Origin of the sequence: Dyadobacter luticola (assembly GCF_005860805.1) — a bacterium.
Classification (GTDB): Bacteria; Bacteroidota; Bacteroidia; order Cytophagales; family Spirosomataceae; genus Dyadobacter; species Dyadobacter luticola.
Map to the genome: position 1 here is coordinate 171,077 of NZ_VCEJ01000004.1, position 12,015 is coordinate 183,091.

The window sequence follows — 12,015 nt, forward strand, 5'->3', positions numbered from 1 at the left end:
TCCGATTATCCACCTCTATCGTCAGATATGGCATTTACTAGTTCAAAATATTTTTCCTGGTTCATTTTTGCTCTTGGCACACTATCGGCATTGTTTTTCGCTGTTTATACCGATCACCGCTGGGAGGACTGGTACATTACATTCAGAGCGTCGAAAAACCTGTCGGAGGGATTAGGGTTTACATTTAATATGAATGAGCGCGTGCATTCATTCACTTCCCCGATCGGGACGCTGGTTCCTGCACTGCTCAATTTCATTACGCATGACGATGAAGCCGTGATCTGGTCATTCCGGGTCATTAATATGTTACTGATCGGGCTGGTCGTGAAGCTGGTTTTTGATTTGTTTACTGACAATATCAAAGCTGCTTTTCTACCCGCATTGCTCGTATCACTGGCGTTGGTTTTTGATGAAAAGAGCATTGATTACAGCATCAATGGTATGGAAACAGCCTTTATGCTGCTGGGTATCGTACTGCTGATCAGAGAGTTGTTTATCAGTGTCAAGCCAAATCCTTTAAGACTGGGATTGATCTTTGCATTCCTGATGTGGAGCCGGCCGGATGCTTTTATCCATATCGGGTCGCTTTTATTAGGTTATCTTTTGTTTAAAAACCGCTCGTGGGAGTATTTCAAAGGGTTTTTTCAGGGAGGACTAATTGGTATCCTGTTTTATCTGCCTTGGATTCTTTTTGCATGGTGGTACTACGGTAACCCAGTCCCGAATACGATCCTGGCAAAAGGGTTTACATTAACTGCCGAAAGCATCATCAATCGGACGCTGCATTATTTCCAGTCGGTGTTTATGGGACTGGTTTCGTCCGAGGCACCGTTTTTGTGGATCTTCGCTCCGGCTTATTATTACTACGACAGCTGGCCGTTTTTGCTGCTGTTTGTGATGAAAGTGATTACCTACGTGGGCGTGTTTCTTTGGGTTATACCAAAAGTTAATGCGAATGCCAGATTTCTTTCATTCGCAGCATTCCTGGTAGCATCGTACCTGAATATTTTTTCACCGACGATCTACCCCTGGTACATTCCGGCGGTGATGGTGATTTGCCTGATCAGCATTGCGTGTGCAGTGGCGCAGCCGGCCAGAAATTTTGTTAATCTAAACCGTCAGTGGCTCCCGGTAGGTGTTTTGAGTTTTATACTTGCCGCGCAGCTTTGGGTTTATTTCGGAGGATTGATGCAGATGACCGCGCAGCAGGATGTGATCGAAAATGGTCTGCGGAAAAAGATCGGTCTCTGGTTAAAGGATGAATCAAAAAGCCCGAAGGAAACAGTTTTCCTGGAACCGCTGGGATACATTGGTTTTTATTCAGGATTGACCATGTATGATTATCCGGGCTTGTGTAATACGGTGGTGATCAATGCGAGAAAGAAGTTAAAGACGGAATCGTATGTGCAGCTGATCAATTATATAGAACCTAACTGGGTGGTTTTCAGGCCATGGGATTTGGGTCATGCTACACCAGAAGAGCAAAAGGTTTTTGCTCAAAAATATGATCTGGCCAAAACATTCAGTCAGAAAGACAGCGTGGAAAAGCTTAAAGTATACGGCAGGAATTACCTTGCTTACGATAGTGAATTTTTAGTTTATAAGAAAAAGTAATCTCAGATAAAGGATATAGGTATGGAAGGAAATATGAGTTTGTCTCTCAAAGTGTGGAGACAAAGTAATAAAGATACGGCGGGGGGCTTTGAGAACTACAAACTGGACCACGTATCTCCTGATATGTCATTTCTTGAAATGTTCGATGTGTTGAACGAGCAGCTCATTGAAGAAGGAAAGGAACCGGTGGCATTTGACCACGACTGTCGGGAAGGTATATGCGGAATGTGTTCGATGTATATCAACGGGCGGCCGCACGGTCCTTTGAAGGGCGTAACTACTTGCCAGCTGCACATGCGGTCGTTCAATGATGGGGATACCATTGTTGTAGAACCATGGCGCGCCGAGGCTTTCCCGGTGATCAAGGATTTAGTAGTCGATCGCGATGCATTCGACCGGATCATTTCAGCGGGCGGATTTATTTCAGTAAATACCGGTAACGCGCAAGATGCCAATAGTTTGCCGATTCCAAAAGATGCAGCAGACGATGCTTTTTCCGCAGCAGCTTGTATTGGTTGCGGGGCTTGCGTAGCAGCTTGCAAAAATGCTTCGGCCATGCTTTTTGTGTCAGCCAAAATTTCCCAGCTCGCATTATTGCCGCAAGGCCAGGCCGAGCGCAGTATCCGGGCAGAGAAAATGGTCGCCCAAATGGATGCAGAGGGTTTTGGAGCTTGTACCAACACCGGCGCCTGCTCGGCAGAATGTCCGAAAGAAATCAGCCTTGAAAACATTGCCAGAATGAACCGCGAATACATTGGCGCGAAATTCTCGTCCCAGAACGCATAGATTTTAGTTTAAGGAATATCAATCTCAAAACCGTTGCGAGCTTCTCGCAACGGTTTTTTGTGTTTTTACCAAAAGATTTAAAGAGGCCAGTGTTACCGATGGATAACCGATTCCTGACGCAGGATAAACGGAAATGGTAACCCGTTTTGAATGTTCTATTTTGCTGGTTCCCAATGATCAGCACGTTTATGCATTATACATACAAACTTCTTATACGCTCAATTTGGCTAGCCGCAGCATTACTTTTTCAGCAAACCGGCCTGGCCCAATCGGGAGCGGGATACACCAACCAGTGGATTGCCTACGACCAACCCTACATTAAGATAGGCGTGACCGCAAAAGGCCTGCACCGGGTTCCTTTTTCATCGCTCCCTAAAACTTTCCCAACCGATAAACCTGAAAAACTGCAACTCTGGCACCGGGGGAAGGAAGTAGCGATCATCAGCACCACGAATAATGAAATAGTTTTTTACGGTGTGCCAAATGATGGCAGTAGTGATTCCTTGCTTTACCGACCGATGAGCTCGCGTTTGAACCCGTATTTCAGCATGTACTCGGATGAAGGTTCGTATTTTTTGACGGTAGGGGATGTGGCAGGAAGCAGGGCGAAGGTGGTGGACCAGGCTGTTGATTCGAAGTTGGGGTTGCAGACAATCCATAAGGAATTGCAGACAAAAGTTTTTAATGAAGAATATTCATTAAGCACAAAATCAGCCGTCAAGAAGGAATTGATCAATAGTTATTTTGAACTGGCGGCCAGTAAGACAGGCCCTATGATGAAAAAAGATTGTGTACTTATTCAGAATTTCGAATTAAGGCACGTAGCGGATAAACTTGCGAAGGCTAGTGTCAAGCTGCTTATACACGGTAGATATAGTAATGAGCGCAAGATTGAGGTAAGGTTAGGCAGGAATACAAAATCCTTGCGGTTGGTAGGCGCTATCAGTAATAGTGGTTTTGCGGCTACGGAATACACTTTCGAACTAAAACCCGGGGATGTTGGAGAAGATAACAAAGGTGTATTTGTTTTAAAAAGCACAAGCATCGAAAAGTTCGACAGGTTTTCATTGGCTTACTACTCCATTCAATATTCTCAGGATCTCGAACTGGATGGGAAAGCTAGTAAAGAATTTAGGTTAGTTCCTGGTACCGCTAATTGGACGAAGGTTCAGATTAAAGGTGTGTCCTCCCAAACTACATTTTTGGATATATCTGACAATGATAACCCGGTCGTCATAAAGGGCTCTTATCAGAATCTGATGATCCCCCGATTCCCGGGAAAAATGTCGACACTCTTAGCGACAAAAGAAATTAATAACATTGCGCCAGAGAAAATAAGGGAAGTCACATTCAAGCGGCTCGAACCTAAGGAGGCAAACTACTTCATAATTACAACGAATAACCTGCTTTCCGGTGCGGAAGAATATGCGAAATACCGGGCGTCGGCTTCGGGCGGAAGTTTTAAGCCGATGGTAGCCGATGTGGTGGACATTTACAATCAATTTAATTACGGAGAACCAAGTCCGGTGGCGATCAGGCAGTTTATGGCTTATATGCTAGGAGACGGTGGGAAGGATAAGTATTTGTTTCTGATCGGGAAATCGATTACTTATAATGAAAAAATACTGAGAGAGCTGCCCGACCAGGTCCCTTCGATTGGTTATCCTGCTTCGGATATACTACTCGTAGCCGGGTTGGCCGGGGCGAACCAGGATGTGCCCGCGATACCTGTCGGTCGACTTTCCGGTTTAACCAACCAACATGTTCTCGATTATTTACAGAAAGTCAAAGATTATGAGCAGAACACCGCAGGAGACTACGGCTGGCGAAAAAAGATACTTCATTTGAATGGCGGAAAAAGTACGGAAGAGGTAACGCAGCTAAAAGGACTTTTGCAAGCATTGGAGCCGATGGTGAATGATGGTGTGATTGGAGGAACTGTGAAACCATATGTCAAGCGGCAAGGAATCATGGAAACTGAACCAGTGAACATTACAGCTGACGTAAATGAAGGCGTAGGGCTTATGACCTACTTCGGACACGGCGCGACTTATATTACGGATCTAGACTTCGGATATATTACCGACGCGCCGAGAGGGTATAATAACATTTACAGATACCCTATGATGTACTTCAATGGTTGCGGCGTGGGGGATATTTTTAGTGCACGTTTCAATTTTAAGCCCAAAACACCAATTTCATCGGATCGGGTGCCGTTGTCGCTGGATTGGTTGCTGGCGCCTAACCGAGGAACGGTTGCCGTGATAGCCAACTCTTTTGAAAGCTTCGTCGGGCCTTCGTCTAAATACCTGGAAAAGCTCTATCACAACATGTTCGTGAATCCTGCTACGACGGATCTTTCTATTGGTAAAATCCAGCAGGCACTAGTCCAGGAAATTGTTACCAATTTTAAGGATGAGTTCAGCGTTGCCAATGTGCATCAGTCAGTCCTGCAAGGCGATCCCGCATTGCGGCTGGTAACGGTTGATAAACCTGATTATGATGTCGATCCGGATCAGAGCATTTCCATATCTTCACAATCGCCTGATCAAACGATTGGCAACTCTAATTCGCTGAAAATCAATATTTCTATTTCAAACCAGGGACGGTTTGTGGGTGGGCAGAGTGTTCCCGTAAGGTTGACTTATTTTGGCAAGAAGGGCAATGTGGTGAAGGAGCAAGTGCTGAAATCATTTCCTTCTCAAACAAAGTGGCAGGTAACGTTGCTGAACTCCAAAGACATTCAAAGGATTCGTTGTGAATTAGATTCAAAAAGAACCATCGCCGAGTTAAATGAGGACAATAACACCGCTGAAATAGAAATCGACTGGAATCTGGTCAAAGACAAAACGACGTTTTCTTATGAGAATGTGAAGGATAACATTCCGCCGCTCCTAGATGTGACTTTTAACGATCGGTTGCTTCAAAAGGATGAAGTAATCGGCTCGAATCCAATTATTAACATTGCATTGAACGATGATCGCCAGCTTTTTCCGGATACTTCGTTCATCGACGTTTTTATTAAAAAGTGCGGGGACGATGACTGTGATTTTGAAAAAGTCGCCTATCCGGCTAGTGATATTGTCATGGATGCAGCGGGTAGCCGCATTTTAACATTGCGCTTAAAAAGCGAATTGGGTAAAGGGATTTATGAGATTTTGGTCAATGCCCGGGATAGAGCTGGTAACGCGTCTTCCGAACCTTATCGACTTCGCTTTGAAATAAATGAAAAAGAAGAACCGGACATTGAGCTGGTGGTAAGTCCAAATCCCGCATCTTCTTATCTGCGTTTTGAACTGAAATCTGTCAAGAAAGTTGACTTAAAATCTATTAGATACCTGATTTACAACTCGCAGGGAATTTTAGTGGAAGATAAGAGCATTGAAAGTTCAGTCCTGTCCCTGAAAAAGGATTGGTACTGGTATCCCGACAGACAAACTGCCGGTTTGTATTCTTACAAAGTCATCTTGTATGACCAGGAAAATGCGCCAATCAAAACGCAAACGGGTAAAGTGGTGATTTTGAAATAAAAAAAACCGGCTGCCTTTTGCGAAGACAGCCGGTTTTTATGTCTGAAAATGAATTAGTTTTTCTTCTTGGTCGTATCAGCCGCAGCAGGTTTGCCGGTTGATTTGTATTCCTTGTTCAGGCCGTCCAGGATTTTCTGGGTTACGTCGAGAGATGGGTTAGCGAACAAAATTCCGCCGCCCAAAGAATAGCCCAATACGTATTCGAAACCATTTTCCTTGTTATACTTCTCGATATAAGCGCGGATGTTTTTATAAAGCTCCTCGTTTTTCTTAGCCTCTTCCTGTCCCAGCGCCTGAGCCGACTGATCGCGGTAAGCAACCAGGTCCTGCTGTTTTTTCATCAATTGTGCCTCAGTAGAACGAGCTTGTTCCGGCGTCATTGTTTGTGCTCTTTGCTGAAAGAATGCAACTTCATTTTGCAGTGAGCGGCCTTTTGTTGTTAATTCATTTTCAAGTTGGAAGTTCTTGTTTTCCAGCTCTTTACGTGTATCCTTAAAGAATTCGTAATTTTTCAGCAGTGAATCAACCTGCACGTAAACCGTACGTTTTCCGGCTACCACACCACCATCTGCAACAACTCCTGCGTCTGACGAAGACTTGCTTGAAAAATGTAAAAAGAATAACACCGCCACGGCAAGAGAAAGGACGACGTTCCAGATTAAGGAAGTATTGTTGTTCACGTTTTTAAGTTTTATTGGTTTTTTTGAACGAGCCGCAAAGATAATGATTTGTGTTTAAGTACAATGGAAAAGGACAGAACCAACTTTCCCGCTGCTCAGGCCCGGGTGGAGACGGCCGTCGGGTGGCCATGGAATATTTGTCTGGTAAAAGAACCTGATAATCCGGCAAATCCACCGACCAATCCGCCGACTAAACCGGAGACCAATAAAAGCAAAATGCCGCTCGGAAGTGAGAAGATCGCGGCGACGCGGTCGGACAGGGTGCTGTCCGACACAAAACGGAGATAGTAGCCGTAAGCCAGCCAGGGCAAGGCAATTCCCCAAAATCCCGCCCCGAACGCGTCCCAGGCAGAGGCCGGGCGCCAGAAAAGGATTACAAAAGGAATGATTGCGACGACCCACCAAGGCGCAAAGACTTGAAGTACGGCCGATAAAATGACGATCAGGATAATGTTCATAGCGGGGCTTATTTTTTTCGGAGGATAACTTTGGAGGAAAGATGCGTATTCCTTTCATCAGGCGACCTCAGAAAGATCAGCTCGTTAAGCTCGCCTTTTTCCCATTTGTCCAGAAGATTCAGGTAGTACGGACTTCCGGGATTGCCCGACTGCCCGCCGGGATAAATGCCATAAGCCCGCGGCGTAGGGCCAAGTTCCACCACCATGCGCCAGGAAGGACCTTTATGTTTGGTTATCGCATTCACAATGCTGCTCCCCCCGCCGGTATTAAGTATTTTAGAATTAAATGGTTTCAAACTCCGGCTCAGATGCCTAATTTCCGTACCCTTCACTTTTGACCAGGCCCAGGAAGCATTCATCGCGCCATGACGTGAAGTTAATGTGTCGAGAGAACTTTTGAATGTGCCGAAAACCAATGTGTTCAGTGTTTCTTTTTCAGGTGTATTAACATTGTCGAACCACTTTTCATTGGGTTGTTTCAGGATCAGGTATAAGGTTCGGTCGCGGGTGGGAATGATCAGAGAGCCGAACTCATCATTCCAGATAGCGCTACGTAGCGCAGGCATCCACTCTTCAAAAATCGATGCGGCCACCGATTCCGGACTATTCTGATAATTCCAGTTGGCGAGCATGATCTTGGCTGCTTTTTGGGCCGAGTTCAGGGGACTGGTTTCCAAAATTTCCAGTAACCGCGGAAGTACCGTCCGCGCCTGCACGTTATAATTGTCATTTTGTATGGATCTCAAACTGTCGGCATTTGCATTCGACATCGCTTGTAGCCGCTCATTAATCCTGATTGCCCGCTCGGATGGCGCAAAAACCCAGTTGATATAATAAGGATAGGTCGTGTCCGTAGAAGACTGGTTGGCGCTGCTCACAAAACCCCGCGTCGGATTTCTGACGTAAGGATTTTGCTCCGAGGGAATCCAGCCATGCCAGTCGGTGGCGGGGTTGGTGCCGTCGAGGACAAATTTGCCCTGATCCTTGTATTTCAAAGGCAGTTTTCCATTTACGGTGATCGCAATGTTCTTACTGTTATCGGCAAACACAAAATTTTGCGCAGGCCCAAGATAATGTGTGAGCGCGCTGCGATAATCATCGTAATTTTTGGCTTTATTCAATTCATAAAATGTGATAAAACTATTGCCTGGCTGGTGCCCGATCCAACGAACTGCCATATTGGGCACCGCAGCGCCGCTGTCCGAGTCTGTTACAGGGCCATGATGCGTGTAGATCACCGTTTCTTTGCGAGGCGTGAGTGAGCCCTTTACCTGAACAACTTCTTCACGGTTGCGCGTCGGCTTCCACTGATTATCATGCCAATATTGCTCCCGCGAGTTGTCCTTAAATTTAATCTTATAAGTATCCGTCACATCTGCATCCACATTAGTTACGCCCCAGGCGACATTCTGGTTAAAACCAATAATCACGCTTGGGACACCAGGCAGTGAGACCCCATAAACATTGAATTCGGGCGAATGCAGCTGGATCTGGTACCAGATCGATGGTAAGCTCAGATCGAGGTGCGGATCGTTGGCAAGGATCGGATATCCCGTGATAGATTTTTCCGCGCCGATCGCCCAGTTGTTGCTCCCGATACCGTCTTCGCGGGGCGACTCTCTTGCTAAAATGCTTCCAGATTTTTGTAAAAAGGAAATGCTATCTCTGCGTACGGGTTTCACCGGGGCTTTTGGTATAGCCAGCGGTTTGAAATCCCAGATGGTACCCGCCGGAATGATCGGGCTTTCCTGCAATTTGGGATAATCCGGAAAAAGATCATTGGTAACAGATTTGCCATATTTTTTCAAAATACTGCTCATCATCTGCTCATCCGGCGCACTGGTGAGCGTCAATGTCATTTGTTCCAACATATATAATGTATTGATCGGCTTCCACGGCTCCGGTTTGTAGCCCAGCAGCTTAAATTCTACCGGATAATCCTTGGGAGAGAGCTGCTCAATGTAGGCATTCACACCAGCCGAGTAAGCGGTCAAGGCTTCTTTCGAGCGCGGATCGCTCATCGCTACTTTCAGGTTTTCCTCAGCGCCGTAGCCCATCCCCAGGCGTCGGCTCCTGAGGTCCATGTCCAATGTTACCTTCCCCAAAATTTCAGATAATCTTCCTGCCGCGGCGCGGGTTTGTAAGTCCATTTGCCAGAGGCGGTCTTTGGCCGTGAGGTATCCCTGGGTGTAAAAAAGGTCGTAATTATTTTTGGCAAAAACATGGGGCACGCCTGTATCGTCAAAGCGTACCGTCACTTCATCTTTCAGCCCCGCGACTTCCAGTACCTCCTGACTTTTCGGGTCCAGTGTTTCCTCACCATTTTGCCAAAAACCGGTAAATGGGCTCAGAAAAGGCCCCAGTGCCGGAGCAGGCCCGAGTGGACAACTTAAATAATAGGCAAGGCCAATGGTAACGGCGAGGGAAAGGATCGCTTTGACAAATTTCATACAGGCAGGGTGCGACGTGGTCTTCGGATAAGGTACCCCAATTTATGAAACTACCTGTACAATTTCTTCAATTACAGCAAGATCGCTGTACAGCACCGAGCGTTCATCGGGTATTTCTCCGGCCATGGAAATGTTTTTGGGGAAATATTTTTGCCGGCCCGGACGAAAAGCCTTGGCGGTAAGGTGAAGTGCGTGGATCCCGGCAGAAACGAATTCAGCTGCATTACCCGGATTAACCCCGCCGCCTGCCATGATCTCAATCTTTCCGGCTGCTGCTTTTGATAATTCAGACAGGAGTGAAATTCCTTCGATCGCACTCGGCATTTGGCCCGAGGTAAGAATGCGCTCGGCACCGGTTTCAATGACGGCTGCGAGTGCTTTATGCGGGTCGGGCGTCAAATCGAAGGCGCGGTGGAAAGTTACTTTCATCGGATATGCATAATCGACCAATGCTGCTGTTCTGGCTATATCTACTTGTCCGTCAGAGGTTAAAATACCTAGTACTACACCATTAGCACCCCGTTTTTTGGCGAGGTCTATGTCTTTCCGCATGATCTCTTCTTCAAAAACATCATAGACAAAATCTCCGCCCCGCGGCCTAATCATGACATATATAGGAATTTCAATGTGCTGTCTTACCACTTCGATCAACCCGGCGCTGGGCGTAGTACCTCCCTCACCCAATCCGCCGCAAAGTTCAATTCTCCGTGCACCACCTGCCTGGGCATTGATACAAGATTCCAGCGAGTAAGCACAAACTTCAATAGTCATGATTTCTGAATGTTATTAAGCACGAAAATTACGAAAAGCAGCTTTGGGAAAATAATTTTTACAGGATCAAAAATGGCTCATCAGCTACTTCGGAATGTTGGAAGTACTTAACCGGAGGCGGCTGGTAACGCTTCAAATGATACGTAAAATCGGATATGGTTTGGGGATGTCGGCGGAAACTTTGATTATAGGTTGATTAGTGTAAGTACTTGATAATTAATTAGTTAAATGTTAAATAAAATTATATTTTTTGGTCTGGCAATTATTTTTGTTTTTTTTCGCTTTAAGCTTTTAAAAGATGTCAAATTTTTTACTTTTGCAGAAAAAGTAAAGTAACTCTTAATAGGCGAAAATATTATGTACTGGACTCTCGAACTCGCATCATACCTTGAAGATGCTCCCTGGCCAGCTACCAAAGACGAGCTAATTGACTTTGCGATCAGAACAGGAGCTCCGTTAGAAGTAGTTGAAAACCTACAGGAGCTGGAAGATGATGGGCAACCTTATGAAAGCATTGAAGAGATTTGGCCCGATTACCCCACCAAAGACGATTTCTTTTTCAACGAAGATGAATATTAAATAGAAGGACGACACAAAATGTGTTGTCCTTTTTTCATATATTGTTTCACAAATCTATCCATTTCAACTAATGGAACTTCGATTGTTGAAAGAATTGGTGAAGAAAGGTGAGGGTGAGCATACGGAATTCAAATTGAAATCCAATCATCCCGAAAAGATTGTCCGCGAAGTGGTCGCTTTCGCAAACACGGGTGGCGGCAAATTGTTCGTCGGGATCGGTGACGACAAAACAATCAAAGGCCTCAAAGATGCAGAGGAAGACGAATTCACGCTTTCCCGCGCCATCGACAAGTACATTTTCCCCAAAATCAGCTACAAAAAAGAACGCGTGCCCGTCAGCCCCGACCGCGATGTGCTGATAATCACCGTGCCGCGCAGCATTGATAAACCACATTATGTGATCGACGATACGGGCAACCGCCAGGCTTACATTCGTGTGGAGGACAAATCATTGCAGGCGAGTCGCGAAATGAAGGAAATCATGCGCCGGGGACGTGGAGAGCGGGATATCCGTTTTCAATATGGGGATAAAGAGGAAAAACTGATGAAGCTGCTCGATGAAAAGAAATCGGTGACGGTTGACCTTTTTGCGACGGTAGCGGGTATCCCACGAAAAATCGCTTCGAATACGCTGGTAGTCATGGTCCTGGCGCGGGTGCTGGAAGTACATCCCCAGGAAATGATCGACAAGTTTACGATGTCGATGGCTTATCAATCCAATTAATGTCTTTTCAAATCTCATATAAAAAATCCCGACTCGAAAGCCGGGATTTTTTTGATTAAAATGGAAGATCGTCGGATTCATCTTCCGTGAATGTCGTCACCGGCGGCAGCGCGCTTCCGGAATTTGACGGCGCATTACCGCCTCCGCCTTTTTCCACTTTCCATGCTTTTACCTCAGTGTACCAGCGCGAGTTATATTCACGACTTTCAATGTCGATGGATGCTGTCACCGAGTCGTTGATGCCCAAATCAGCCTGATCAATTTTATCGCCCCAAAGCGAAATGCAGACTTTTTTAGGATATTGAGAAGGAATTTCAAGAATGAATTCCTGTTTGCGCCATGTTCCGTTTTTGCCCTGGCCCTGTACCTCGGGCAGCAAAGCGATCACTTTTCCTGTTAATTCCATTCGTTATTTCGATTATT

General features: G+C 45.8%; 10 protein-coding genes. 5 read left to right on the forward strand and 5 right to left on the reverse strand.

Features of this window, described 5'->3' with window-relative positions; genetic code table 11:
• Positions 1–27 precede the first annotated feature (27 nt).
• The 3 genes from FEN17_RS11375 (at position 28) to porU2 (ending at position 5,930) form a co-directional block, all read left to right on the forward strand.
• Positions 28–1,614, forward strand: a complete 1,587-nt coding sequence (locus FEN17_RS11375) for a DUF8728 domain-containing protein (RefSeq protein ID WP_138365486.1) — start codon at positions 28–30, stop codon at positions 1,612–1,614.
• 33 nt (positions 1,615–1,647) lie between these two features.
• Positions 1,648–2,400: a succinate dehydrogenase/fumarate reductase iron-sulfur subunit gene (locus FEN17_RS11380; protein ID WP_205748175.1), complete on the forward strand. Its 753-nt coding sequence runs from the start codon at positions 1,648–1,650 to the stop codon at positions 2,398–2,400.
• Between the two features lie 188 nt (positions 2,401–2,588).
• Positions 2,589–5,930 carry a putative type IX secretion system sortase PorU2 gene (gene porU2, locus FEN17_RS11385; RefSeq protein WP_138365488.1) on the forward strand — a complete coding sequence of 1,114 codons (3,342 nt, stop codon included), beginning with the start codon at positions 2,589–2,591 and terminating at the stop codon, positions 5,928–5,930.
• Between the two features lie 53 nt (positions 5,931–5,983).
• Here porU2 and FEN17_RS11390 read toward each other — a convergent pair whose 3' ends face one another.
• The 4 genes from FEN17_RS11390 to FEN17_RS11405 form a co-directional block, all read right to left on the reverse strand.
• Positions 5,984–6,610: an OmpH/Skp family outer membrane protein gene (locus FEN17_RS11390; RefSeq protein ID WP_138365489.1), complete on the reverse strand. Its 627-nt coding sequence runs from the start codon at positions 6,608–6,610 to the stop codon at positions 5,984–5,986.
• Positions 6,611–6,705: 95 nt separating this feature from the next.
• A complete protein-coding gene (locus FEN17_RS11395) occupies positions 6,706–7,068 on the reverse strand; it encodes a hypothetical protein (RefSeq protein WP_138365490.1) in 363 nt (120 codons plus the stop codon).
• Positions 7,069–7,076: 8 nt separating this feature from the next.
• Entirely contained in the window at positions 7,077–9,518 is a 2,442-nt protein-coding gene (locus FEN17_RS11400; RefSeq protein WP_138365491.1) for a penicillin acylase family protein, read from the reverse strand.
• A gap of 42 nt (positions 9,519–9,560) precedes the next feature.
• The gene (locus FEN17_RS11405; protein ID WP_138365492.1) at positions 9,561–10,289 is read right to left on the reverse strand and encodes a copper homeostasis protein CutC; all 729 of its coding nucleotides are present in this window, start codon (positions 10,287–10,289) and stop codon (positions 9,561–9,563) included.
• A 357-nt stretch (positions 10,290–10,646) separates the two neighbouring features.
• Here FEN17_RS11405 and FEN17_RS11410 point away from each other — a divergent pair, with 357 nt between their 5' ends.
• Together FEN17_RS11410 and FEN17_RS11415 are read left to right on the forward strand one after the other, a co-directional pair.
• A complete protein-coding gene (locus FEN17_RS11410) occupies positions 10,647–10,868 on the forward strand; it encodes a DUF2795 domain-containing protein (protein ID WP_013927448.1) in 222 nt (73 codons plus the stop codon).
• 70 nt (positions 10,869–10,938) lie between these two features.
• The gene (locus FEN17_RS11415; protein ID WP_138365493.1) at positions 10,939–11,592 is read left to right on the forward strand and encodes an AlbA family DNA-binding domain-containing protein; all 654 of its coding nucleotides are present in this window, start codon (positions 10,939–10,941) and stop codon (positions 11,590–11,592) included.
• 55 nt (positions 11,593–11,647) lie between these two features.
• Here the strand turns inward: FEN17_RS11415 and FEN17_RS11420 are convergent, their stop codons facing one another.
• A complete protein-coding gene (locus tag FEN17_RS11420; RefSeq protein WP_138365494.1) occupies positions 11,648–11,998 on the reverse strand; it encodes a DUF3127 domain-containing protein in 351 nt (116 codons plus the stop codon).
• Positions 11,999–12,015: the final 17 nt, after the last annotated feature.

Excerpts from the sequence above, each read along its gene's own strand:
- FEN17_RS11375 (WP_138365486.1), top strand. The coding sequence starts at position 28 with ATGGCATTTACTAGTTCAAAATATTTTTCCTGGTTCATTTTTGCTCTT.
- FEN17_RS11380 (WP_205748175.1), top strand. The coding sequence starts at position 1,648 with ATGAGTTTGTCTCTCAAAGTGTGGAGACAAAGTAATAAAGATACGGCG.
- porU2 (WP_138365488.1), top strand. The coding sequence starts at position 2,589 with ATGCATTATACATACAAACTTCTTATACGCTCAATTTGGCTAGCCGCA.
- FEN17_RS11395 (WP_138365490.1), bottom strand. The coding sequence starts at position 7,068 with ATGAACATTATCCTGATCGTCATTTTATCGGCCGTACTTCAAGTCTTT.
- FEN17_RS11400 (WP_138365491.1), bottom strand. The coding sequence starts at position 9,518 with ATGAAATTTGTCAAAGCGATCCTTTCCCTCGCCGTTACCATTGGCCTT.
- FEN17_RS11405 (WP_138365492.1), bottom strand. The coding sequence starts at position 10,289 with ATGACTATTGAAGTTTGTGCTTACTCGCTGGAATCTTGTATCAATGCC.
- FEN17_RS11410 (WP_013927448.1), top strand. The coding sequence starts at position 10,647 with ATGTACTGGACTCTCGAACTCGCATCATACCTTGAAGATGCTCCCTGG.
- FEN17_RS11415 (WP_138365493.1), top strand. The coding sequence starts at position 10,939 with ATGGAACTTCGATTGTTGAAAGAATTGGTGAAGAAAGGTGAGGGTGAG.
- FEN17_RS11420 (WP_138365494.1), bottom strand. The coding sequence starts at position 11,998 with ATGGAATTAACAGGAAAAGTGATCGCTTTGCTGCCCGAGGTACAGGGC.